A 22962-nucleotide genomic window follows, 5' to 3' on the forward strand; every position below is an offset into this window, starting at 1 on the left:
ATCGATGACCCCGGCCGAGCGCGTCGCCTTCATCCTGCACGACGTCTTCCGGTATTCCTTCGCCGAGGTCGCCGAGATCGTCGGCCGGACCCCGGTGGCCTGCCGCCAGCTGGCCTCCTCGGCCCGCCGCCGCATCGACGCGTCGCGGGCTCCCGCGGCCCCGGCGGCCCGGCAGGCCGGCCTCGTCAGGGACTTCAAGCAGGCCTGGGAGGCCAAGGACATCGCCGCCCTCATCGGCCTCCTCGACCCCGACGCCACGGGGATCGCCGACGGCGGCGGCGTGGTCAGCGCGGCGCTCCACCCCATCGAAGGCGGCGAGCAGATCGCCCGCTACATCATCGCCATCGCCGACAGGGCACCCGACCTGACGATCCTGGAGCGTATGGTCAACGGTCAGCCCGGCCTGGTGGCCCAGCAAGATGGCGTCACCGTGGTGGTGGCGGCGTTCGACGTCGCAGACGACCGGATCAAGCGCATTTGGGCGGTACGCAACCCCGAGAAGCTCCGGCCCTGGGCGGTGGGGCCACAGCGCTAGGACCAGCCCAGACGTGCAGCCGTCGAGGCCCCCCCCCGCCCGCGATCAGTCTGCCCAGCCCTGCTCCCTTCCGGGCCGAGGGTGCCGGGCACCGTCCTTCGCCCGCGTGGGCCGCATGACCGTCGAACCCTTCAGCCGCCGGGCGGTCCAGTCTCCGGACCGCCGGATCGCCGGGTTCCTGTGCTGCCTGGCAGCGAGGTTTCCAGGCCGTCCGGACGTCCAGCTCTTGTGCCGTTTGGCGGCCCACCTCGGCCGCACGATCGACCGGCTGTCGGATTGTCTGAAGGCCGAGCCCCCGCCAGGCCGCTTGACCGCCCAGCTCGCGGATTTGCCGGCGGTCGGCTTCGAGTGCTGGATCGCGCCGATCGCCGCCATCCCTATGAGCACGGCCACCGCACCGGCCCGCACAATGCTCACCTGAGTACACCCCCCGTTCTCTGATCTTTCGGGGGGCACTCCTGTTACAGATAGCTCCTTACCCGAATCGAGCAGGCGACTAACGGTCCGACGGCAAGCATCCGCCCAGGTCACGGTGTACGGCGTGGCGCGAACGGCCTCGCCGGGCGGGCGGGCCGCAGCCGGGAGGATCGCCCGGTCGCGGAGAACCGCCCGGCCCCGGGGAAGAGTCTCAAGCCGCGATGCTGTGGTTGCTGCCCGCGGAGATGGACACGAGTCCGCTGACCCCGGTCCGTATAGAGACGGGGGTGTCGCTGTCGTTGGGCGCGTTGCCATCACCGAGCTGACCCGCACCGTTTTCCCCCCAGGCCTTGACGGGCTGGTTGGACGCCAAGGCCAAACTGTGGAGGCCGCCCGCGGCGATGGCGAAGACACCGTTCAGGCCGACGACGGTGACGGGGGTGTCGCTGTCGTTGGGCTTGTCGCCGTTGCCGAGCTGACCCGAGGAGTTGTCTCCCCAGGCCCTGACCGTGCCGTCGGACAGCAACGCCAGACTGTGGAGGCCGCCCGCGGCGATACGCCGAACACCGCCCAGGACACCGGCACCACCCGGACCGACGACAGTGACGGGAGTGAGAGCGTCGTTGACCGTGCCGTCGCCGAGCTGACCGTCGAAGTTCTCTCCCCAGGCCCTGACCGTGCCGTCGGACAGCAACGCCAGACTGTGGAAGCTGCCCGCGGCGATACGCCGAACACCGCCCAGGACACCGGCACCACCCGGACCGACGACAGTGACGGGAGTGCCACTGACGTTGACCGTGCCGTCGCCGAGCTCACCGTCGTTGTTGAACCCCCAGGCCCTGACCGTGCCGTCGGACAGCAACGCCAGGCTGTGCAGGTCACCCGCGACGATGGCCCGCACGCCGGTCAGGCCGGGCACCGGGACGGGGCGTGGCTCGACCCCGCCGACGGTGCCGATGCCGAGTTGGCCGACGGTGTTGTCTCCCCACGCCATGACCGTGCCGTCGGACAGCAACGCCAGGCTGTGGGCGAGACCGGTGGAGACGGCCTCGACGCCGGCCAGATCGGCCACGGTGCCCGGTGTGAGGTTGTCGGTGCCGATCTCACCGTCACCGAGTTGGCCTCGGGTGTTGTCGCCCCAGGCCTCGACGGTGCCGTTGGACAGCAATGCCAGATTGTGAGCGCTACCCGCGGCGACGGAGGCGACTCCGGCAGTGGTCACCCCAGCCGCCGTCACCGGAGTGTGCCGTTCGACTGTCGTGCCGTCGCCGAGCTGGCCGTCACTGTTGAACCCCCAGGTCATGACCCGTTCCGTGGCCGATGCCGACGCGGGCGCCCCCGCCGCCGTCAGCACCGCCAGCACCACCCCCAGCGTGGCGGCCGCCACGCTTCTCGTCCGTCTCGCGAAAGAACCGGAAACTGATTCCACAACAATTCCCCCGAACAGGGTCAATAAGATGCCGCCTGCGGCTTATTTCCCGCCGCGCACGCCGAATTCAACAACAATCCGGACGCTATCACTGCACGCCCGCCAGACCGGCGAACCGATCACTTCCCGGACGGTCGAGCCGCACAGCCGGAAGAAATACCGACATATCACCCTCGCCCGGATCGCCGTAAAACACAAGATCATCTCAAGAAAAACACGCCTTGACCAAGGCGGAAATTAAAGCAAATAGCGAGATAGGTGAAATATCGGCAATTAGTCTCTCAATACGGCCGCCCGCCCGGACCGGACGACCGCACGGCCCCGACCACCAGGGCCATCTTCCACAATGAGCGGCCCAGCCATCCCGAAAGCATCTCCCGACCGCTCCGGCACAGCGGCGGACACGGCAGATCAATGAGCGCCCGATCGCAACTTCCGGCCATTCACCTGCCCCACACCAGATGTGATCTTTTTCCTTACCAGATGATTATTTAAGCGAACTCATCTCGAATAAACCCTTTACATTTCCCAGTCGATCAGATTCAATCGATCCAGATGGCAAGACGTCTTTGATCAGATTTAAGGCCAAGACGTCTCGGTCTTTTCGAGGCGATATGCCCTAACTTGAGCGGACGGTCGGCCACCTTCAGCGAGCCGTCAGGGCGACACGATCTTCTTCGCCCCACGGGCCGAATATTTCCGCTTATAACCGGAGACATCATGAGTCTCATCCACCATGCACCGAAAAAAGCCGCCGCGGCCAAACCCACCGTCATGGTTCCCACGGGAATCTCCTGGACGGCCGCGGTCAAACAGCGGTGACCGCCGCGCCGTACGGCCCAGCACGACCGGCCGGAGGCACCGGAATCACGCGCACCTCGGCACCACCGCTCGATCACCCCCGAGAGAGCGTTCCAAGAAACTCCAGAAAAGGAGAATCACGATGGCCCCCGTCATCACCTCGCTCAGCGCGGCTCCGCAGGGAACCAACCAAGGGAGCTACGGTCAGACCCTCACCATCAACGGCACCGGCCTGACGGGCACCACCAGCGCCAAGATCGGCTCCAGAACGGTCAGCGCCACCGTCAACGGCGCCGGAACGGTCGTGACCTGCACCGTTCCGTCCGGCTGCGGGGTGGCGAGCGTCACCGTCACCACCGCCGGAGTCACCAGCAACGCGCTGTCGTTCTACTACATCGACTCCCCGTTCGTCTCCAGCCTCAACCCGGCCGACGGGTCGGCGGCGACGCCTCCCTCGGTCACGATCGCCGGCGAGATCCTGCTGACCACCAACCGGGTGCAGGTCGGCGGCGTCACCGCGACCCTGACCACTCCCACCAGTGACGCCCAGGTCTCGGCGACACCCGCCAGCGTCACCCCGGTCGGAGCCAGCCCCTGGACCCAAACCCAGAGTGTCGCCGTCCGCACCGCCGGCGGCACCGCCACCCTCGCCAACTCCTTCACCTTCTACGACACACCGACCATCACCACCTTGAGCCCCGACAACGGCGCCGCGGACACCGAGGTGATCATCACGGGCACCGCCTTCGTGGGTTCGGCCATCAGCGTCACCTTCGACGGAGTCGATGCCGACTTCTCCGTCAACTCCGACACGCAGATCCTCGCCATCGCTCCCGCCGGCCCGACCGGTGCGATCGACGTCGTCGTCACCACGCGCGGCGGGAGCAGCGCCGCGGCCACCTTCACCTACCCCTGAGCCCTCGTGAAACGCGGGTCGGGGGCGACGATCCGGCCTCTCCGGACCGGCCGGTGGACCAACCCCATGTCAACCCCGTGGCCGCGCTCGTGCCCACTCCCGTGAAACCCGTGCCCTGGCCGAGCCGGAGCCGGCCGGGGCACCCGGCGAGGAAAGAGAGAGGAGTGAGGGCTCATGCCCCCAGTGGTCAGCGGTGTGTCGCCCCAGCAGGGGTCCAACGCGGGTGGCACCCCGGTGACCATCACCGGCAGCGGATTCACCGGGGTCACCTCGGCGAAGTTCGGCACCAACATGGCCACCAACATGGGGGTGGTCTCCGACACGCAGATCAACGCGACCACCCCTCCGGGACAGGGATCGGTCAACGTGACGGTCTCCGGCCCCAGCGGCACCAGCAGCCAATTCGTCTTCTACACCTACGTGGCCGTCGCCGCTCCGGTGATCTCCAGCCTGAATCCGAACGGGGGTCCGGTGGCGGGTGGCACCCCGGTGACCATCACCGGCACCGGATTCACCGGGGCCACCTCGGTGAAGTTCGGATCCACCTCGGCGGCGTTCTCCGTTGTCTCCAGCACGCAGATCACCGCCACGTCCCCTCCGTCACCCGGCCCCGGCCCCTGCGCCAACGTCACGGTCAGCGGGCCCGGAGGCGTCAGCAACGCGGTGCCGTACTCCTACTCGACCTCGGCCCTGACTCCCATCGTCACGAGCCTGGCGCCCGACCAGGGCCCCGTCACGGGCGGAAACACCGTCGCCGTCAACGGCGCGCACCTGAGCCTGGCGAGCTCCGTGCTCTTCGGGGGAGTCCCGGCCACGCCCATCTCGGTCGTCAACGACAACCAGCTCCTCGTCCCGGCACCGGGCGGCTCGGGATCCGTCCAGGTCACCGTCACCACACCAGGAGGGACCAGCGCGCCGAACGCGGGCAGCGTCTACACCTACGTCGCCGTTCCGATCGTCACGGGCCTGAATCCGAACCAGGGGCCGTCCGCGGGCGGCAGCCGCGTCACCATCAGCGGATCCCGCTTCACCTACGCCATCGACGTGCTCTTCGGCACCGTCCCGGCTTCCTTCTCGGTCGTCTCCGACAACCACATCGTCGCCGTGGCACCCGCGGGCACGGGTTCGGTCAACGTCACCGTCGCCTCAGTCGCCGGAACCAGCTCTCCCGGTCTCCCCTACACCTATCTGTGAGACTCCACGGGCGGACCGCTCACACGGGAGCGTCCCCGATCAGGCGCGACGGGTTTTCGACAGGGTCGCGTAGATGATGATGTTGTCGGTGTAGTGGTGGGTCTGGCGGTTGTAGACACCGCCACAGGTGATCAGCCGCAGGGTGGCCTCACCGGTGTTGCCGTAGACCCGCTTCGACGGGAACGCCTTCTTGCTGACCTGCTCCACACCGTCGACCGTGAACTCCACGATCGTCCGGTCCGACCGGGACACCTTGATCTTGTCCCCGCGTCTGACCTCCTTCAGGCGGTTGAAGACGGCGGGACCGCTGCGGGTGTTCACATGCCCGAGCACCACCGAGGGCCCCTGCTGGCCGGGAACCGGCCCGTGCCTGTACCACCCCGCCTGGTTCGGCTTGCTCAGCGGAGGAGTCTGGACCTCCTTCTTGGCGTCCACGCCGAGCGCCATCAGCGGAGCCAGTAGACCGATCTTCGGAATGGCGATCCTGTACGGCTTCACGCCCACACTCTTGAGCGGCTCCGGAGGCTTGACCACCGGCAACGGCGGCGGCGCCGTGGCGGCGGCGGCCGTCAGCGGCGCGTCCGGCCCGCCCGGCCCCACCGACGTGGGCGACACTCCCCCGGTGTCCTGCTGCCCTGGTTGTTGCTGCCCTGGCTGTTGCTGCTCCGGCGGCTGCTGTTGCTGCGGCTGCTGCTCCGATGCTCCCTGCTCGCCCGGCTGCGGGACGTCCTGCACCTCGATGGTGCTCCCGGCCTGCGGCGCCGGAGGTCCGTAGATCTCCTCCTCAGCCGTGGGCGACAGATAGGTGAGCAGTCCCGCCATGATCGCGCCGATCCCGCCCAGCGACCCGGCCACGAGAAGCGCGGGCAGCAGCATGCCCCCCTTGCTCCTGGGAGCACGGCCACCGCCGTAGTGGGGATCGGGACCGCCCTGCGAAGGCTCTGGATGCATCGGGCGCCCCCTACTTGTCCCGACCACGCGCATGCGTCGCCCGCCGCCGCTTCAGGGCTACCCCACCCAGCGCGCTCCCCAGCACCATGGCGGTTCCAGCCCCGATCAGCCCCGCCCCCGAAGGCCCGTTCTCCTCGGGAGCCTCACCGGTCTGGGCGCCACCCGTGGGAGTCACGGTGACCTGCGGCCTGGTGGGCGTGGCCCGGGTGGGCGTGACGGTCGTCGTCACGGTCAGGGTCGGCCTGGGCGTCGAGGTGGTCGCCCGGGTCGGGGTGGCGGTGACCGTCACGGTGCGACTCGGCGTCGGAGTGGGAGTCGGCGTCGTGGTAGTGGGAGTAGGCGTCGGCGTCCTGTCGACCTTGACTGTCACTATCTCCGCGTTCTGAGGAGGGGTGCAGGTCGTATCAAACTCCGCTGGAGGCGTTGCAGGCTTTTTAGCAATCAAGTTGAAGGCATCCACAATCATGTATGCACCATCAACTTTCCGGAGCCTGACCGTATGCTCACCAGCCGTCAGATCCTTACGCGACCAAAGCACCTGCTGTCCAAGCTTGTCTTTCTGCGTGCCAGGGGGCATTGAAGTACCGTCGGACTTTTTCGAGGCATCCACGACAGTTTTAGTCGCCTCACTGTCCACTGAGATTTCCACTCTGCCCATGTCATCGTCACGTTCAGTGATGTATTCGATGCCCGTGCCAGTGAATTTTATCTCTGCGAAGTCATCATTCGTTGTCGTGTAGTGGACGTCATCCAAGTAGTCGCCTGGATCGTTAGGCGCAAACATGTCGGGATTCTGCACCTTGCGCCTGTCAGAGTACCCCCAGCCGCTCGAATAATTGATTCGATGCCGATCGGAGGTGTCGTTGACTTTTACAACCGACTCAGGTGGAGTGAAGGAGAACCTCAGGACTCCCGGTTTAACTTTGACATCACCCAACTTGGCGGTGGCGGCAGACCCAACCGCTATGGCAGGAAATTCCAGCTTGTCATCTTTTTTAAGGGCGGCAAGATCTTTGACCCCTGAGGAGTTCAGCGTGCCATCCCAAAGGCCGGAGATTCCCACCGTTCCCGTAGCAGCAAGAGTGGCCCCTGCCCCATAATCGCCAGGCGACACCAGAGGCGACTCAGAAAGCGCCCAGCCAACCTCAAGCGGATTACCAAGCTGAATGCTCTGCGGGATGGACAGTTTAACCTTGACAACCTTGTTGGTACCGGAAGCAAGCCCGCCAGTGCAGGTGTAGTCGTAATAGTAGTTGTTAGTCGTTTCAGCAAAGCCTTGCGAGCTGGACAGGACGACCAGGGAGCCGACGGTCAGGCTCAGGGCCGAGGCAGCGACTGTTCTCCGGAGGCCAGCTCCCCACCGAAACACCGCAACACTCCGATCATCGGAATCTGGTCGCAAAACTGGTCATCTAATCACAACTCGGTCCGGATCGTACTGCCCAACGACGGCACCCCGCAGGAGGTTGACAAGACCCCCGGACGACTGTGGCGGACTTGTGATCTGGCCGGCTCTCGGGCGAGAGCCGTACAAGGCTCGCCAACTGGGTGTACCTAAAAGTAACAGAATCGTATTCTGTTCCCCGGAACCCTAGGAGGCAGTCAATGCAGCGAGACCTCTTCGAAGAGGAGCACCAGCTCTTCCGTGAGACCGTGCGTGAGTTCCTGGCCCGCGAGGTCGCACCCCACCATGCCCAGTGGGAGAAGGACGGCATCGTTCCCCGCGACGTGTGGAAGAAGGCCGGAGAGATCGGGATGTTCGGTTTCGGGGTGCCGGAGGAGTACGGCGGGGCGGGGATCACGGACTTCCGCTACAACGCCGTGATCGTCGAGGAGGTCATCAGGATCGGCGCGTCCGGCCTGGGATACTCGCTGCACAACGACGTGATGGCACCGTACTTCGTGGACCTCACCAACGACGAGCAGAAGACCCGGTGGCTGCCCGGGTTCGCCAGTGGCGAGCTGATCACGGCCGTCGCGATGACCGAACCCGGAGCGGGCAGCGACCTGCAGGGCATCCGGACGACCGCCGTGCGCGAAGGCGACCACTACGTCGTCAACGGCCAGAAGACCTTCATCACCAACGGCATCAACTCCGACCTGGTCGTCGTGGTCGCCAAGACCGACCCGGACGCGGGCGCCCGCGGCACCTCGCTGCTCGTCGTCGAGCGGGGCATGGAGGGCTTCAACCGGGGGCGCAACCTCGAAAAGATCGGCATGCACGCCCAGGACACCGCGGAGCTGTTCTTCGAGAACGTCCGGGTTCCCGCGGCCAACCTGCTGGGTGCGGAGGAGGGCCAGGGCTTCTTCCAGCTCATGGGCAATCTGCCGCAGGAACGGCTGTCGATCGCCGTGATGGCCGTGGCCGCCGCCGAAACCGTCCTGCAGGCGACCATCGAATACTGCAAGACCCGCAAGGCCTTCGGCCGCACCATCGGCAGCTTCCAGAACACCCGGTTCGTCCTGGCCGAGCTGGACACCGAGGTCGAGATCGCCCGTCACTACGTGGACAAGTGCATCCTGGCCCTCAACGCCAAGCAGCTCAGTGCCATCGACGCCGCCAAGGCCAAGTGGTGGACCACCGAGTTGCAGACCAAGGTCATCGACCGCTGCCTCCAATTGCACGGCGGCTACGGCTACATGATGGAGTATCCCGTCGCCAAGGCCTGGATCGACAGCCGCGTCCAGACCATCTACGGCGGCACGACCGAGATCATGAAGGAGATCATCGGTCGCTCCTTCGGCTTCTGAGACTCCCCCGGAGCACACCGGCGGAACCGCTGCACCAATCGTGGGCCGCGGCGGTTCCGCTTTCCGTCCGCCACTCGAACAATCGCGCCACCACCTCACCGCCTCCGCCGGTGCCCTCGGAAACTTCACAACCGGCGAGCCCTGGGGCGACGGGTGCCTGAATCAGGCCGGCCCGGCGCGAGCCGTATCCAGAGGCACGCGCCAGTGCACCGTTGTCCCTCAACCCCGGATCGGCTCTCCGCGGCCGTGGGATGTCACCCGGCGGGCGTTTTCTCGGGGTCTCCGAGCGCGCACCGGATGAGGGTGTCGGCCGCGGCGCGGGCATGCGCCGCCGTGTCGGGGTCCCGCGAGATGGCGGCCGTGGTCTGGGCGCCTTCGGAGAGAAGGACCAGTTGCGGGGCGAGGTGGCCGGGGCAACCGGCCTCGCGGACCAGTTCGGCGACGCGGCGCTGGAAGGACGCCTTCTGCTCGCGTACGGCCTCGGCGACCCTGTCGCTGCCGCCTCCCAACTCGCCGAAGACGTTGATGAAGGCGCAGCCGCGGAAGCCGTCTTCGCGGAACCAGTCAGCCAGGAAGTCGAAGATGGCCAACACCTTGTCGCGTGGCGTTCGGGCGACGGCGACGGCGCCGGCGATGCCGGTGTTCCACTGATTCGTCCGGTGCCGGAGCACGGCGAGGACCAGGTCGTCCTTGGAGGGGAACAGCGCGTAGATGCGCTTCAGCGAGACGCCGGACTCGGTGCGGACGGTGTCCATGCCGACGGCCTGGACCCCATAGGCGTAGAACAGCCGGTCGGCGGTAGACACGACCTGTTCATGCGCCGTCTTCTCATCGATCACGAGAACTCCTCTTGCACAGAGAACTTGCACAGAGAACCAGCGTTCTCTATTGTAGGGGACACAGCCGGAGAACGATCGTTCTCCGACTTGGAAAGGGGAATTTCATGGGCCACATCACGGTCGGTACCGAAAACAGCACCAGCATCGAGCTGTACTACGAGGACCAGGGATCCGGTCAGCCGGTCGTCCTCATCCACGGCTATCCCTTGAACGGGCACAGCTGGGAGCTCCAGACCCGCGAGCTCCTCACCGCCGGCTACCGGGTCATCACCTACGACCGCCGCGGCTTCGGCCAGTCCAGCAAGGTCGGCAGCGGCTATGACTACGACACCTTCGCCGCCGACCTGAACACCCTCCTGGAGACGCTGGATCTGCGCGACGTCATCCTCGTCGGGTTCTCCATGGGCACCGGCGAACTCGCCCGCTACGTCAAGAACCACGGCCACGAGCGGGTCGCCAAGCTGGCGTTCCTGGCGTCGCTGGAGCCGTTCCTGCTGGCGGCCGACGACAACCCCACCGGAGTGCCGCAGTCGGTGTTCGACGGCATCGTCGACGCGGCCCGGGCCGACCGCTATGCCTGGTTCACCCAGTTCTACAAGAACTTCTACAACCTGGATGAGAACCTCGGCAGCAGGATCAGCCAGGAAGTCGTCACCGCCAACTGGAACACCGCCACCACCTCCGCTCCGGTCGCCGCCTACGCGGTGGTGCCCGCTTGGATCGAGGACTTCCGCGAGGACGTCGCCGCGGTGCGTGCCGCCGGCAAGCCGTCACTGATCCTGCACGGGACCAAGGACAACATCCTCCCGGTCGACTCCACCGGACGCCCCTTCCACAAGGCGTTCCCGGAGGCGGACTACGTCGAGATCGAGGGCGCGCCGCACGGCCTGCTGTGGACGCACGCCGCCGAGGTCAACGAAGCGCTGCTGGCCTTCGTCGGCAAGTGACCTGGACGGGCCTCAAGCGCCGCCCCCGCTGAACAGGTGAGCGAACAGCGTCCTGGGGCAGGGGCGCGCCGGGGTCGTCACTCCGGGACGATCTCTTCGATCCGCGTGGCGCCCCCGTCCTTCACCGTCACCTTGGCGTAGAGGGACGCACCCCCCTTGAGCGCCTTCACCAGCTGCTCCACGGTGCACTTGTGCGGGAGCTTGCCCTGGTCGCAGATGGCTCCCTGCACGTCGAGCACCACCGTGAACGGCGTGAGCTGTACCTTCCGCGCCTTCTCGCCGCTGGGTGCCACCGTGATCGAGTCCGCACCCTGTAGCTGGACGTCTCCCAGCAGTACGGCGTCGGTCCCCCTGATCCCAAGCCCGTTGCCCTCACTCGGCGAGTCGGAGGGCGAGGGTGAGGCTGAGGGCGGCGGCGAGACCGAGGCCAGGGCCTCGGGCGTCCCGGACGCGGCGACGGACACGGACGGAGACGCGGAGGTCGCGGTGACGGGCGGTTCCGAGGGGACGGGCGCCTTGTCCTCCCCCGAGCAGGCGGAAAGACCGGCGACGAAGGCGGCCACCAGCAGAACGCGCGTTACCTTCAAGGATCTGTTCACAAACCGCAACGATGCCACGAAGTTCGGCATCGTGTTACTCGTCGCAAGATCGGCGCAGCGGACGCATACTGGTCAGCGACGGCTTCCCGAGGCGGTGGTGATGAACAGCGGACTGATCCTGTTGATCTTCCTGGCGCTCCTGTTCGCCTGGGGTCTCAACCGGATACGCCGAGCCCTACGGCTCGGCCCGGTCGCCTACGCGGGCGTCATGATCGTGTTCATCCTCGTGATGCTCGCCATGTGGGGACAGACGTTCCGATAAGGTCCAGCTCGCCAGCAGCCGCAGCGCGGCCTCCGACTCCGACCCCGGTTCGGCGGCATAGGCGACCAGTGCCTGGTCGGGCGCGTCGACCACCCTGAGCGTCTGGAAGTGCAGGGTCAGCTCGCCCACGAGCGGGTGGCGGAACCGTTTGGTCCCGTGGGTCTTCTCCCGCACGTTGTGATCGGCCCACCAGCAACGGAACAGCTCGCTCTTGACCGACAGCTCGCCGACCAGCGCCGTGAGCACGGGGTCGTCGGAGTGCCTGGCCGCGTTGAGCCGCAGGTAGGCGACCGTCGCTCTGGCCTTCTGCTCCCAGTCGGGGAAGATCTCCCTGGTCCGCTCGTCCAGGAAGCACAGGCGCCCCCAGTCGCGCCGCTCTTCGGGAACGGCTCCGAAGTCGAGCATCAGCGCCGAGGCCAGCCGGTTCCAGGCCAGCACACGCGTCCGGTGATCGATCACGTAGGCGGGGGCGCCCTCCATCGCCTCCAGCAGGAATCGCAGCTGCGGCCCCACCTGGAGCCTGGCCCGCCCCCTCCGCTGGGTGGGGCGGGCCAGGCTGGACAGGTAGGCCCGCTCGTCGTCGTCCAGCCGCAGAACCCTGGCGATCGAGGCGAGCACCTCCTCGGACACCCCTCTGCCCCGCCCCTGTTCCAGGCGCATGTAGTAGTCGGCGCTCATGCCCGCGAGCTGGGCGAGTTCCTCTCTGCGCAGTCCGGGAACCCGGCGGCGCCCGCCGTACGTCCGCAGACCCACGTCCTCGGGCCGCATCCGGGCCCGTCGGGATTTCAGAAAGTCACCCAGTTCGTTCACCTCTTGACTATCCGCCCCCCGGCACCGCCCAACCTGGTCCTGCCGGTCCTAGGGAACGGCACGGCACTGGGTACGGCTCGCGCCCGCTTCCAGACTCGACGCCATGAACACCACGAACACGAACGACACGACCATGACCATCGCCGACATGAGCGTCAGCAGGCTCGGTTTCGGAGCCTGGGTCATCGGCGGCGCCGGCTGGCGTTTCACCTGGGGCGCCACCGACGACGGCGGACCCTCGCTCAACGCCACCCCGCTGGAGGAATACTGGCAGGTCATGGCCGACCTCAAGCGCGAGGGCAAGATCCGGGCGATCGGCCTGTCCAACCACGACACCGCTCAGCTGGAGATCGCCGAGAGCGTGGCGCACGTCGACGCGATCCAGCCCCCGTTCTCGGCGATCAGCCGCTCAGCGGCACCCGAGATCGCCTGGGCCAGGGCGAACGGCACCGCGGTGATCGTCTACTCGCCCATGCAGTCCGGTCTGCTGACCGGGACGTTCTCCCAGGAGCGGATGGCCTCGCTGCCCGAGGACGACTGGCGTCGCGGCCACCCTGACTTCACCACAAACCTGGACGCCAACCTGGCGGTCGCCGACACCTTGAAGACCGTGGCGAAGCGTCACGGCGTCACGGCGGCCTCAGTGGCGATCGCCTGGACCCTCGCCTGGCCGGGCGTCACCGGCGCCATCGTGGGTGCCCGCATGCCGGCCCAGGTCGACGGGTGGGCCGACGCGGACAGCCTTCGCCTCACCTCGGAGGATCTCGCCGACATCGCCGCCTCGCTCATCCGCACCGGAGCGGGCGAAGGCCCCGTCGAGCCTTAGGACGCCTCAGGACGCCTCAGGGCGCCTCAAGGCGACGGGCCGGCGGGCTCAGCCGGCCGAGGCCTCAAGAAGCACCCGGGCGACCAACTCGGGGTCGTCGCTCATCGGCAGGTGCCCGCAGCCCCTGAGCAGCTTCACCCGCTGGCCCGACCACCTGGCCGCCCGTACGGCCTGCCGCCGGAGCAGCAGCCGGTCGTGCTCGCCCCAGGCGATCGTGACCGGTGCCTTCGGCGGCGCCGGAGGCATCATCCACACGAACGATTCGAGGGTGTCGTCGAACCCAGGAGCGTTGCCGAGCGCCTGGGCGCCCGCGACCATCGCCTCGGCGGAGATCCTGGACGGGTGGGCCACCATCACCCCCGCCGAGATCATCCGGCCCAGCCGTTTCTCCGCGGTGGCCAGGGCTCGCTCCGGCGACGTGGCGCGGGCCGAAGCCCTGGCGACCCGGAGCACGGTCCTCGCGTAGAGGAGCTCGCTCCTGCTCCAGAATCCGGCCGGGGAGAGCGCGACAGCCGTACGGACCGCACCTCGCGAGGCCAGCTCAAGCGCGACATAACCCCCCAGAGAGCTACCCGCCACATGGGGTTCGCGCAGCCCGAGCATCGCGCAGAACGACTCGATCGCATCGGCGAGGCTCTCCGCCGTGTACGGCGTGCCGGGCGGCAGCGGCGGGGAGACCCCGAAGCCCGGGAAGTCCACGGCGATCACGTCTCGCTCGGCGGCGAGCCGGTCGAGCACCGGCAGCCATGCCTGCCAGTGATGCCCGATGCCGTGCAGCAGGATCAGAGGCGGTCCAGCGCCACGCCGTTCGAAGGCCAGCTCCATGCCCCCGAGTCAAGCACCGATCGGCGTCACCTCATAGCGACACTTCGAAACCGCGAGCCATCAAGACCGGCGCCCAATCCCTATCGGCCGGTCCAGGGCCGGGAACGCGATCGCCACGCCTCCGATCCTGTCAGCGTCGGTGCGGCGGGTCCCAGGACGTGTGATCGGTGCGGGTCACGGCGCGATGGTCAGGTGTCATCGGCGGGCCGGCGCGAGAAGCGGCTGATCAGGAGGCTCAGCCGCCGGTCGTGGCCCTCCCGCGGGAGCCTGCCGCCACGCATGAGCGTCACCAGTCCGTGCAGGCCGCTCCAGAAGGTCTCGGTGAGCAGGCCCAGGTCGTCGTCACCGGCCTGTGGCCGTACGGCCTCGCTCAGCTCGCCGAAGGCCGCGTGCAGGGCGGTCGGCGCTTCGGGGGTGGCGAACGGCAGGTCGACGGTCTGGCCGAACATGGCGTCGTACAGCGCGGGCCTTTGCTCGGCGAACGCGGCGTAGGCGGCGCTGACGTCGGCGAGGGCCTGTTGAGGGTCGGCCGCCGACGTACGGGCCGCGCGCAGATCGGCGGCGAGATCGGCGAAGCCCTCCACCGCGACCGCCGCCATGATGGCGTCCTTGCCCTTGAAGTGGCTGTAGAGCACCGGCTGGCTGTATTCGACCCGTTCGGCGAGGCGCCGGGTCGTCACCGCCTCCCAGCCTTCGGCCTCGGCCAGTTCCCGGGCGGCTGTGATGATCAACCGCTCTCGCTCTGCCCGCTCGCGCTCCCGGCGCGCCTGAATCGACATGTTCGCAACTCTAGCATCGCTAGTGCTTCTATCGAAGCTATGTTAATGTCGCTCTTGTTTCTAGCACCGCTAGCCGAAGAGAAAAATCATGATCACCCCCATCGCCTACGGTCTCGCCATCGTGCTCAGTCGAACGATTCGAGTACTTCCGCCACCTGGAGCGCATCGCCTACGGCAAGGTGCCGCCGGAGAGCCTGCTGGAGGTCCAGGAGCTCTACGACACCTACTTCCGCACCAGCACGACCTGGAACCACGCCAGATCCTGAGGCCGCCGCCGAACGAATTCGGCCGCTCCCGCCATGCCCGGCCGCACCGCGCTCAGCGGGCCTTGGTGGGGATCTCGAACCAGACGGCCTTGCCCTCCTTGGTCGGGCGCGAACCCCAGCGCTTGGCGAGCTGGTCGACGAGATAGAGGCCTCGTCCGCCCTCGTCGTTCTCCCCGGCGCTGCGGATGCGGGGAAGCCGCAGGTCCTGGTCGAAGACCTCCACCCAGACGGATTCGCCACCCCTGCGGAGGCGGAGGGTGAACTCCTTCTCGTTGACGATCTCGTCTTCGAAGCCCGGGAAGTCCCAGGACTCGTCGAACGGCGCCGCCGAGGCGTCGACCACCAGCTCCCGGCGCGGGATGCTGGCGCTGGCGGCATGCAGCACGACGTTCGTCACCACTTCGGAGACCAGCAGGCAGGCGAGTTCGGCGCGCTCCTCGGGGACGTTCCAGCCGGTGAACGCCTCCGCCGCCATCCGGCGGGCCTCGCCGACCATGATCGGCTGGGCCGGGAAGGTGCGCTCCTCGACCTCAAGGTCGTCGGGAGCGGCTCTGACCACCAGGATGGCCATGTCGTCGTCGATCTCACCGGGCACCGCCACCGTCGCGACGTCCGCGATGCGCTCCACCGGGGCGTCGGAGACCTCGACGAGCTTCTCGCTGAGCACCCCGAGGGTCTCCTCGTCGCTGGGCGGCTTGCCGTCGGCGCGCCCGGGACGGCGATCCACGAGACCGTCGGTGTAGAGCAGCAGCACGGCCCCGGGGGGCAGCGTCCGCGTCTCCTCCTTGTAGACCAGGTCGGCGTGAAGGCCCTTGGCCCGGACGCCGAGCGGCTGGCCGACCTCCTGGATGTCGAGCTCGGTGCAGATCCCGTCGTGCAGCAGCAGCGGCGGCGCGTGGCCGGCGTTGGCGAACGACAGCTGCCGCGACCAGGCGTCGTAGACGAGGTACTGGCACGTGACGATGGGAGGGATGCTGACGTCGGTGCCGCTGTCGTCCTGCTCGGGGGTGGCGATGATGCGCGTCCACTCGTCGAGCCGGGCGAGGATCTCCGCGGGCGGCTTGTCGTCCTGGGCGAAGGCCCGCAGCGCGGCCCGCAGCTGGCCCATGATGGCGGCGGCCTTGGCGCCCCGGCCCTCGACATCGCCGATGACGATGCCGACCCGGCCCGCCGACAGCGGGATGACGTCGTACCAGTCACCGCCGACCTGGGTCTGGATGCCCTGCCCGTGGCTGGCCAGGGGCGCGGCCGGGTAGTAGCGGACCGCGATCTCCAGCCCGTCGAGCTGGGGCAGCGCGCGGGGCAGCAGGTGCTTCTGGAAGGACTCGGCGGTGTGCCGCTCCTCCTCGAACAGCAGCGCGTTGTCCACGGCCAGGGCGACCCGGGTGGCGATGGCCCCGACGAAGTCGCGGTCGAAGGCGTCGTAGTGCGGGCTGCGCCGGTCGGTCAGGTTCGACAGTCCCAGATACATCAGCCCGAGGGTCTCGCCGCGCACGCACAGCGGCGCCACGATGGCCGAGGTCATCCCGATCTCGGCCGCCAGGCGGGTGTTGGCCTCGCCGGGGCTCGGATAGTTGGTCTGGGAGAAGTCTTCGACCAGGATCGTCTCCTGGCGACGCAGCGCGATGTCCGCATAGTGCCCCGCGGGGTAGCGGATCTCGGCGCCGAGCGGCGCCCAGGTGTTGGGCGGCGGGCTCCAGCCCTGGACGTGGGTGGAGACCCTGCGGGTCAGCCGCTCGCCCTCCATCAGCTCGATGAAGCAGTGGTCGGCGAACTGCGGGACGAGCATCTCGGCGACGCGCTTGAGCGTCTCCTCGACGTAGAGCGAGCCGGCGAGCCGCTCGCCTATCCGCTCCAGCAGGCCGAAGCGGTCTTTCTCCCGCTCGTTGCTGCGCATCGCCTCGCGGGCGGTGATGACGATGCCCGTCACCGCGCCCGACGAGTGCCGCAGCGGCACGGCCTGCGCGCGGACGTAGATCATCGTCCCGTCTCCGCGCCTGACGTCGAACGTGCCTTCCCAGACGCCGCCCTTGAGCACGTGTTTGGCGAGCTCGACGGCGAGTGGGTGGTCCTTCTCCATGATGCCCAGAGAGAGCGACTGGTCTCGGATCCCCTGGGTTCCGGGACGCCCGAACAGTTTCTCGGCGAACGGGTTCCAGTAGAGAAGGTTGCTGAAACGGTCGGTGACGACCACCGCCATCTCAGCATGATCAAGGACAGAACCAGCCGAAAGGTGGTCGGCGGTGTCTTGCGAAAGATCCCCCCACCGCTTCATCCAGTGACCACCCCTCGGGGACGGGTATGCGCAAAGCGAACCACGGTTGCTCCTGCTGCAGTCTCGGCCGGGGAGTGGAGGGTCTCCCGAGGGGGATTCAACCAAGCAGAGGGGCCCTGGTCAGCGTGTGGAGACGAAAACGTGCGCGGCAACGTCTCGCGGAAGGTCCGCTGGAGAGTTTTCCGCCTCGTTGTCACCTGTCACCCGCACACCGTCGTCGCTCGCCGCGAGCGTTACCTCGCGTCCGGGTTGTATCCCAACTTGCTTGAGTTTAAGCATCACAGCCGGATCGCTTTGCACTTGTTCGCTAATTCGGCGGACGACAACGGGTATATCTCTGGGTCCGGCCACGGCCGCCATGGACGGCAGAGACTCCCCCTCGCCCTTCGAGGCGCCCTCGACCCCGAGCTCGTCGAGACCGGGGATGGGGTTGCCGTGCGGATCTTCGGTGGGGTTGTTCAGCAGGCTGACCAGCCGGGTCTCCACCGACTCGGACATGACGTGCTCCCAGCGGCACGCCTCGATGTGCACCTCTTCCCAGGGAAGACCGATCACCTGGGTGAGCAGGCATTCGGCCAGGCGGTGCTTACGCATGACCCGCGTCGCGAGCGTGCGGCCCAGGTCGGTCATGGTCAGGTGCCGGTCACCCTCGACCCTGACCAGGCCGTCCCGCTCCATGCGGGCGACCGTCTGACTGACGGTCGGACCACTCTGCTGCAGCCGCTCGGCGATTCGCGCACGCAGAGGGACGATCCCCTCTTCTTCCAACTCGAAGATCGTACGGAGATACATCTCCGTGGTGTCGATCAGGCCGTGTGCGGTCAAGGCTCCTCCCGTCCTATCTCGTTCCGTGTCCATCGCGCGACGTCCTCCTTGAAGGGCTTGCGCGGGACTGGAAGCCTCAGACACCGAACCCTATTGGGAGATCTGCCCATGATGACAAAGGACGGCAACACCCGGCCGCGCTGAAACCTTCCCGACCGGCTCAAACAGCCGGTACGGCGGGCCGATACCTCCTGAACGCGGGTACGGCGAGCCCCACCGCCAGCACCGTGACCGCGCACGCGATCCCGCCGCCGACCCACGCCCCGGTGGCACCGAACCAGCTCGCCGTGGCCCCGGCCCGCAGGTCCCCCAGCCGGGGACCGCCGGCGACCACCACCATGAACACGCCCTGCATCCGCCCGCGCATGTCGTCGGGTGCGTGGGTCTGCAGGATCGTCTGCCGCCACACGGCGGAGACCAGGTCGGCGGCTCCGCCGAGCGCGATCAGCGCGACCATCGGCCACAGCTGGTCCACGAGCCCGGCCCCGGCGACGCTGAGCCCCCAGACCGCGATCACGAACGTCAGCGCCAGGCCCTGGCGCTGGACCCGGCCCACCCAGCCCGACAGCAGCCCGGCGAGCACCGAGCCTAGGGCGATGCTCGCCGACAGCCAGCCGAACGCAACCGGGGAGCCGCCGAACCGCTCGGCCACGATCTCCGGGAACAGCGCCCTGGGCAGGGCGAACGCCATGGCGATGATGTCCACGACGAACGACATCATCACGACCGGATGCCCGCTCACGTAGCGCAGGCCGTCCACGACCGACCGGAGGCCGGGGCGGGCCACCTCGCCGACCGGCTTGAGCTGCGGCAGCCGTACCGCGGCGTAGAAACCCGCGCCGAACAGCAGCGCGTCGATCAGGTAGGCGGCGGCGAACCCGGCCTGGGCGAGCACGACGCCGCCGATCAGCGGGCCGATGACGGTGCCGAGGCCGCTCACCAGGAAGTTGAGCGTGTTGGCCGCCGGGACCAGCTCGGCCGGGACCAGCCTGGGGATGATCGCGCCCCTGGTCGGCCCGGTGATGGCGAACCCGGTGGCGTGCACGGCCACGGTCGCCAGCATCAGGCCGATGTTCCTGGTCCCCAGGACGGCCTGGAGCAGCAGCGCGAGGGTCGCGGTCCAGGCGACCAGCGCACCGATCATGAGCAGCCTGCGCCGGTCCACCGCGTCGGCGACCGCCCCGCCCCACAGCCCGAAGACCACCAGGGGGATCAGGTTGGCCGGGCCGAGCATGCCGACCCAGAACGAGGATTGGGTGATGTCGTAGATCTGGGCGCTGACCGCCACCGACGTGAGCTGGAACCCGATGAACGACACACCCTGGCCTATCCAGAGCCGCCGGTAGGCCGGAACACCCAGAGGACGCGTGTCCATCGCGAGCCGCCGAACGAAGTCCCCGAATGCCACGCCGCCCCCTAGATCACTGACATATGTGGATATATCAGTAAATGACGGGTGACCGGTCAGGGAGCCAGGCGTTCGATGGCCCAGGAGTCGCCCGAACGGCGGTAGCGGAGGCGGTCGTGCATTCGGTCGAGCTGGCCCTGCCAGAACTCCACCTCCGCGGGCACGACCCGGAACCCGCCCCAGAAGTCGGGCACCGGCGGATCCTCCGGCCAGCGCGCCGACAGCTCCGCGTAGCGGGCGTCCAGCTCCTCCCTGGAGTGCACGACGGCGGATTGCCGCGACGCCCAGGCTCCGATCCGTGAACCGTACGGGCGGGACCTGAAGTAGGCGGCCGAGTCCTCGCGCGACAGCCGTACCACCGAACCCTCCACCCGCACCTGCCGGCGGATGGAGTGCCAGGGGAACAGCAGGCTGGCCCGCGGGTTCTCGGCGAGGTCGCGGCCCTTGCGCGACTCGTAGTTCGTGTAGAACACGAACCCGTTCTCGTCGTACCCCTTGAGCAGCACGATTCTGGCCGTCGGCAGGCCGCCCGCGGAGCTGGTCGCGACCACCATCGCGTTCGGCTCCGGAAGCTCGGCCTCGACGGCGTCGCCGAACCAGACGGCGAACTGCGAAATGGGATCGGGAGCGAGGTCGGCCTCCATCAACGGCAGGCCCTCATACGTACGGCGAAGCCCCGCGAGCGACGGCGGGCGCGATGTGGCATCCACGGGAAGGTATTCTCCCGTGCTTGACGGAGAGCATACGCGCCGCCCCCCACCTGGGACGATCGCGTTCCGGCGGGTCCGGCGGCACACCGCCGCCCTACGCAGGGTTGAATATGACCCGCCGGTATCTCGACATCAAGGCTTTGACTTCAAGAAAGGGAGGCGGCCGAGAATGTCCGACTTCAAACCCGGGCTCGAAGGCGTAGTAGCTTTCGAGACGGAGATCGCGGAACCGGACAAAGAAGGGGGCGCCCTTCGGTATCGGGGCGTAGACATCGAAGAGCTGGTCGGCCGCGTTTCCTTCGGAAACGTGTGGGGCCTGCTCGTCGACAACAAGTTCCAGCCGGGCCTGCCTCCGGCCGAGCCGTACCCCATTCCTGTCCATTCCGGTGACATCCGCGTCGACGTGCAGAGCGCGCTGGCCATGCTGGCCCCCGCGTACGGCTTCCGCCAGCTGCTCGACATCGACGAGGACCAGGCGCGTTCCGATCTCGCGCGCGCGAGTGTGACCGCCCTCAGCTTCGTCGCCCAGTCCGCGCGCGGCCTCGGTCTGCCGATGGTCCCGCAGAGCCAGGTCGACAAGGCCGAGACCATCGTCGAGCGGTTCATGATCCGCTGGCGGGGCGAGCCCGACCCCAAGCACGTCAAGGCCATCGACGCCTACTGGACGTCCGCGGCCGAGCACGGCATGAACGCCTCCACCTTCACCGCCCGGGTCATCGCCTCCACCGGCGCCGACGTCGCCGCGGCGCTGAGCGGTGCGATCGGCGCCATGTCCGGACCGCTGCACGGGGGTGCCCCCGCGCGCGTGCTGCACATGATCGAGGGCGTCGAGAAGCTGGGTGACGCCAAGAAGTACGTCCAGCAGGAGCTGGATCGGGGCCAGCGCCTCATGGGCTTCGGTCACCGCGTCTACCGTGCCGAGGACCCCCGGGCACGCGTGCTTCGCCGTACCGCCAAGGAGCTCGACGCGCCGCGTTACGAGGTCGCCGCGGCGCTGGAGCAGGCCGCCCTGGAAGAGCTGCACGCCCGCAAGCCCGACCGGGTGCTCGCCACCAACGTCGAGTACTGGGCCGCGGTCATCCTGGACTTCGCCCAGGTTCCCTCGCACATGTTCACCTCCATGTTCACCTGCGCCCGCACCGCGGGCTGGGCCGCCCACATCCTGGAGCAGAAGCGCACGGGCAGGCTGGTCCGCCCCAGCGCCAACTATGTGGGCCCGCCGCAGCGCTCGGTCAACGACGTTCCCGGCGCCGCCGAGGTTCTCGGTTCCTTCTGATCGATGTCCTGTACGGCTGTCGCGCGACCTTCTCGCGCGGCAGCCGTGTCGCGTTCCGGACATCTTCATCTCAAGATACGGACTTCGGCCTGGGTCGGGCGGCGGGCTCAGTAGGCTGGTCAGGTGGCTGACATCGTGATTCCTTCTGACCTCAAGCCCGCCGACGGCCGTTTCGGCTGCGGGCCCTCAAAGGTGCGCCCCGAGCAGCTCTCGGCTCTCGCCTCCTCAGGAGCCGCCGTCCTGGGCACCTCCCACCGCCAGAAGCCGGTCAAGTCGCTCGTCGGGCGGGTCCGCGCGGGTCTGTCGGAGCTGTTCTCCCTTCCCGAGGGCTACGAGGTCGTCCTCGGCAACGGAGGCACCACCGCGTTCTGGGACATCGCCGCCTTCGGGCTCGTCCGCGAGAAGTCGCAGCACTTGAGCTTCGGCGAGTTCTCCTCCAAGTTCGCCTCCGTCGTGGCGAAGGCCCCGTGGCTGGGCGACCCGAGCGTGATCAAGTCCGAGGTCGGCACGCACCCCCAGGCCCAGCTGGAAGAGGGCGTCGACGTCTACGCGCTCACCCACAACGAGACCTCGACCGGTGTCGCGATGCCGATCAGGCGCGTGGGCGAGGACGGCTCGCTCGTGCTCGTGGACGCCACGTCCGGCGCCGGCGGCCTGCCCGTCGACATCAGCGAGACCGACGTCTACTACTTCGCCCCGCAGAAGAGCTTCGCCTCCGACGGAGGCCTGTGGATCGCCCTGATGTCCCCGGCCGCGCTGGCCAGGGTCGAGGAGATCGCCGGGAGCGGCCGATACGTCCCCGAGTTCTTCAGCCTGCCGGTGGCGATCGACAACTCCTCCAAGGACCAGACCTACAACACGCCGTCGGTCTCCACGCTGTTCCTGCTCGCCGACCAGATCGAGTGGATGAACGCCAACGGCGGCCTGGCCTGGACCACCGCCCGCACCGCCGACTCGGCCCGGCGGCTCTACACGTGGGCGGAGAAGACCTCCTACACCACGCCGTTCGCCGCCCCCGAGTTCCGCTCCAACGTGGTCGGCACCATCGACTTCAGCGACGACGTGGACGCCGCACAGGTCGCCAAGGTCCTGCGCGCCAACGGCATCGTGGACACCGAGCCCTACCGCAAGCTCGGCCGCAACCAGCTCCGCATCGCGATGTTCCCGGCCATCGACCCGGACGACGTCGAGGCCCTGACGAACTGCATCGACCACGTGGTCGAGCGGCTCTGACCTTTCCTTCCGAGCTTTCGTCCGGGCTTTCGTTCGAGCTTTCCGTTCGGGCTTCCGTCGAGCCCGGGGGTGCGGCGTCCGGCCGTGC

General features: G+C 67.9%; 22 protein-coding genes. 10 read left to right on the plus strand and 12 right to left on the minus strand.

The annotated features are described in order from the left end of the window. Both ACFY2X_RS36695 and ACFY2X_RS36700 read left to right on the plus strand, forming a co-directional pair. Positions 1 to 535 (plus strand): sigma factor-like helix-turn-helix DNA-binding protein (locus tag ACFY2X_RS36695; RefSeq protein WP_389947678.1); only part of this gene is annotated, 535 nt, incomplete at its 5' end. Positions 536 to 650: 115 nt separating this feature from the next. Further along, complete coding sequence (locus ACFY2X_RS36700) at positions 651 to 956, plus strand: hypothetical protein (protein WP_389947679.1); 306 nt, start codon at positions 651 to 653, stop codon at positions 954 to 956. 207 nt (positions 957 to 1163) lie between these two features. Here ACFY2X_RS36700 and ACFY2X_RS36705 read toward each other — a convergent pair whose 3' ends face one another. Continuing rightward, positions 1164 to 2255 (minus strand): RCC1 domain-containing protein, encoded by a 1092-nt coding sequence (locus ACFY2X_RS36705; protein WP_389947680.1) that lies wholly within the window; start codon positions 2253 to 2255, stop codon positions 1164 to 1166. Here ACFY2X_RS36705 and ACFY2X_RS36710 point away from each other — a divergent pair. From ACFY2X_RS36710 to ACFY2X_RS36720, 3 genes are all read left to right on the plus strand, one after another. Continuing rightward, on the plus strand, positions 2254 to 2622 hold the full coding sequence (locus tag ACFY2X_RS36710; protein ID WP_389947681.1) for a hypothetical protein: 369 nt from the start codon (positions 2254 to 2256) through the stop codon (positions 2620 to 2622). The genes ACFY2X_RS36705 and ACFY2X_RS36710 overlap by 2 nt on opposite strands. A gap of 702 nt (positions 2623 to 3324) precedes the next feature. Beyond that, on the plus strand, positions 3325 to 4098 hold the full coding sequence (locus ACFY2X_RS36715; RefSeq protein WP_389947682.1) for an IPT/TIG domain-containing protein: 774 nt from the start codon (positions 3325 to 3327) through the stop codon (positions 4096 to 4098). A gap of 174 nt (positions 4099 to 4272) precedes the next feature. Next, positions 4273 to 5292, plus strand: coding sequence for an IPT/TIG domain-containing protein (locus ACFY2X_RS36720; RefSeq protein ID WP_389947683.1), 1020 nt, complete (start codon positions 4273 to 4275; stop codon positions 5290 to 5292). A gap of 39 nt (positions 5293 to 5331) precedes the next feature. Here ACFY2X_RS36720 and ACFY2X_RS36725 read toward each other — a convergent pair whose 3' ends face one another. After that, positions 5332 to 6243 (minus strand): class F sortase, encoded by a 912-nt coding sequence (locus ACFY2X_RS36725; protein WP_389947684.1) that lies wholly within the window; start codon positions 6241 to 6243, stop codon positions 5332 to 5334. Between the two features lie 10 nt (positions 6244 to 6253). After that, positions 6254 to 7612 (minus strand): hypothetical protein, encoded by a 1359-nt coding sequence (locus ACFY2X_RS36730; protein ID WP_389947685.1) that lies wholly within the window; start codon positions 7610 to 7612, stop codon positions 6254 to 6256. Between the two features lie 236 nt (positions 7613 to 7848). Here ACFY2X_RS36730 and ACFY2X_RS36735 point away from each other — a divergent pair, with 236 nt between their 5' ends. Then, on the plus strand, positions 7849 to 8994 hold the full coding sequence (locus ACFY2X_RS36735) for an acyl-CoA dehydrogenase family protein (protein ID WP_389947686.1): 1146 nt from the start codon (positions 7849 to 7851) through the stop codon (positions 8992 to 8994). 254 nt (positions 8995 to 9248) lie between these two features. Here ACFY2X_RS36735 and ACFY2X_RS36740 read toward each other — a convergent pair whose 3' ends face one another. Next, the gene (locus ACFY2X_RS36740) at positions 9249 to 9833 is read right to left on the minus strand and encodes a TetR/AcrR family transcriptional regulator (protein ID WP_389947687.1); all 585 of its coding nucleotides are present in this window, start codon (positions 9831 to 9833) and stop codon (positions 9249 to 9251) included. Between the two features lie 104 nt (positions 9834 to 9937). On the opposite strand from ACFY2X_RS36740, the gene ACFY2X_RS36745 reads away from it, so the two are divergent. Then, a complete protein-coding gene (locus tag ACFY2X_RS36745) occupies positions 9938 to 10780 on the plus strand; it encodes an alpha/beta fold hydrolase (RefSeq protein ID WP_389947688.1) in 843 nt (280 codons plus the stop codon). 77 nt (positions 10781 to 10857) lie between these two features. On the opposite strand, the gene ACFY2X_RS36750 is transcribed toward ACFY2X_RS36745, so the two are convergent. Both ACFY2X_RS36750 and ACFY2X_RS36755 read right to left on the minus strand, forming a co-directional pair. Further along, positions 10858 to 11379, minus strand: coding sequence for a hypothetical protein (locus ACFY2X_RS36750; RefSeq protein ID WP_389947689.1), 522 nt, complete (start codon positions 11377 to 11379; stop codon positions 10858 to 10860). A 175-nt stretch (positions 11380 to 11554) separates the two neighbouring features. Continuing rightward, the gene (locus ACFY2X_RS36755) at positions 11555 to 12451 is read right to left on the minus strand and encodes a helix-turn-helix transcriptional regulator (RefSeq protein WP_389947690.1); all 897 of its coding nucleotides are present in this window, start codon (positions 12449 to 12451) and stop codon (positions 11555 to 11557) included. Between the two features lie 103 nt (positions 12452 to 12554). Here ACFY2X_RS36755 and ACFY2X_RS36760 point away from each other — a divergent pair, with 103 nt between their 5' ends. After that, positions 12555 to 13277 carry an aldo/keto reductase gene (locus ACFY2X_RS36760; protein WP_389947691.1) on the plus strand — a complete coding sequence of 241 codons (723 nt, stop codon included), beginning with the start codon at positions 12555 to 12557 and terminating at the stop codon, positions 13275 to 13277. A gap of 48 nt (positions 13278 to 13325) precedes the next feature. Here the strand turns inward: ACFY2X_RS36760 and ACFY2X_RS36765 are convergent, their stop codons facing one another. The 6 genes from ACFY2X_RS36765 to pdxH form a co-directional block, all read right to left on the minus strand. Continuing rightward, entirely contained in the window at positions 13326 to 14102 is a 777-nt protein-coding gene (locus ACFY2X_RS36765) for an alpha/beta fold hydrolase (protein ID WP_389947692.1), read from the minus strand. A 188-nt stretch (positions 14103 to 14290) separates the two neighbouring features. Beyond that, positions 14291 to 14881: a TetR/AcrR family transcriptional regulator gene (locus tag ACFY2X_RS36770; RefSeq protein WP_389947693.1), complete on the minus strand. Its 591-nt coding sequence runs from the start codon at positions 14879 to 14881 to the stop codon at positions 14291 to 14293. A 318-nt stretch (positions 14882 to 15199) separates the two neighbouring features. Next, positions 15200 to 17422: a SpoIIE family protein phosphatase gene (locus ACFY2X_RS36775; protein WP_389947694.1), complete on the minus strand. Its 2223-nt coding sequence runs from the start codon at positions 17420 to 17422 to the stop codon at positions 15200 to 15202. A 120-nt stretch (positions 17423 to 17542) separates the two neighbouring features. Continuing rightward, positions 17543 to 18247, minus strand: coding sequence for a metal-dependent transcriptional regulator (locus tag ACFY2X_RS36780; RefSeq protein WP_389947695.1), 705 nt, complete (start codon positions 18245 to 18247; stop codon positions 17543 to 17545). 160 nt (positions 18248 to 18407) lie between these two features. After that, entirely contained in the window at positions 18408 to 19655 is a 1248-nt protein-coding gene (locus tag ACFY2X_RS36785) for an MFS transporter (protein ID WP_389947696.1), read from the minus strand. Positions 19656 to 19711: 56 nt separating this feature from the next. After that, positions 19712 to 20365: a pyridoxamine 5'-phosphate oxidase gene (gene pdxH / locus ACFY2X_RS36790; protein WP_389947697.1), complete on the minus strand. Its 654-nt coding sequence runs from the start codon at positions 20363 to 20365 to the stop codon at positions 19712 to 19714. 169 nt (positions 20366 to 20534) lie between these two features. Between pdxH and ACFY2X_RS36795 the strand changes: the two genes are divergently transcribed. Both ACFY2X_RS36795 and serC read left to right on the plus strand, forming a co-directional pair. Then, positions 20535 to 21641, plus strand: a complete 1107-nt coding sequence (locus ACFY2X_RS36795) for a citrate synthase 2 (RefSeq protein WP_389947698.1) — start codon at positions 20535 to 20537, stop codon at positions 21639 to 21641. 123 nt (positions 21642 to 21764) lie between these two features. Beyond that, positions 21765 to 22874, plus strand: coding sequence for a phosphoserine transaminase (gene serC, locus ACFY2X_RS36800; RefSeq protein WP_389947699.1), 1110 nt, complete (start codon positions 21765 to 21767; stop codon positions 22872 to 22874). Positions 22875 to 22962: the final 88 nt, after the last annotated feature.

The sequence above is a fragment of the Streptosporangium sp. NPDC000396 genome (assembly GCF_042898655.1).
Lineage (GTDB): Bacteria > Actinomycetota > Actinomycetes > Streptosporangiales > Streptosporangiaceae > Streptosporangium.

Excerpts from the sequence above, each read along its gene's own strand:
- ACFY2X_RS36700 (WP_389947679.1), top strand. The coding sequence starts at position 651 with ATGACCGTCGAACCCTTCAGCCGCCGGGCGGTCCAGTCTCCGGACCGC.
- ACFY2X_RS36710 (WP_389947681.1), top strand. The coding sequence starts at position 2,254 with ATGACCCGTTCCGTGGCCGATGCCGACGCGGGCGCCCCCGCCGCCGTC.
- ACFY2X_RS36705 (WP_389947680.1), bottom strand. The coding sequence starts at position 2,255 with ATGACCTGGGGGTTCAACAGTGACGGCCAGCTCGGCGACGGCACGACA.
- ACFY2X_RS36715 (WP_389947682.1), top strand. The coding sequence starts at position 3,325 with ATGGCCCCCGTCATCACCTCGCTCAGCGCGGCTCCGCAGGGAACCAAC.
- ACFY2X_RS36720 (WP_389947683.1), top strand. The coding sequence starts at position 4,273 with ATGCCCCCAGTGGTCAGCGGTGTGTCGCCCCAGCAGGGGTCCAACGCG.
- ACFY2X_RS36725 (WP_389947684.1), bottom strand. The coding sequence starts at position 6,243 with ATGCATCCAGAGCCTTCGCAGGGCGGTCCCGATCCCCACTACGGCGGT.
- ACFY2X_RS36735 (WP_389947686.1), top strand. The coding sequence starts at position 7,849 with ATGCAGCGAGACCTCTTCGAAGAGGAGCACCAGCTCTTCCGTGAGACC.
- ACFY2X_RS36745 (WP_389947688.1), top strand. The coding sequence starts at position 9,938 with ATGGGCCACATCACGGTCGGTACCGAAAACAGCACCAGCATCGAGCTG.
- ACFY2X_RS36760 (WP_389947691.1), top strand. The coding sequence starts at position 12,555 with ATGAACACCACGAACACGAACGACACGACCATGACCATCGCCGACATG.
- ACFY2X_RS36765 (WP_389947692.1), bottom strand. The coding sequence starts at position 14,102 with ATGGAGCTGGCCTTCGAACGGCGTGGCGCTGGACCGCCTCTGATCCTG.
- ACFY2X_RS36770 (WP_389947693.1), bottom strand. The coding sequence starts at position 14,881 with ATGTCGATTCAGGCGCGCCGGGAGCGCGAGCGGGCAGAGCGAGAGCGG.
- ACFY2X_RS36775 (WP_389947694.1), bottom strand. The coding sequence starts at position 17,422 with ATGAAGCGGTGGGGGGATCTTTCGCAAGACACCGCCGACCACCTTTCG.
- ACFY2X_RS36795 (WP_389947698.1), top strand. The coding sequence starts at position 20,535 with ATGTCCGACTTCAAACCCGGGCTCGAAGGCGTAGTAGCTTTCGAGACG.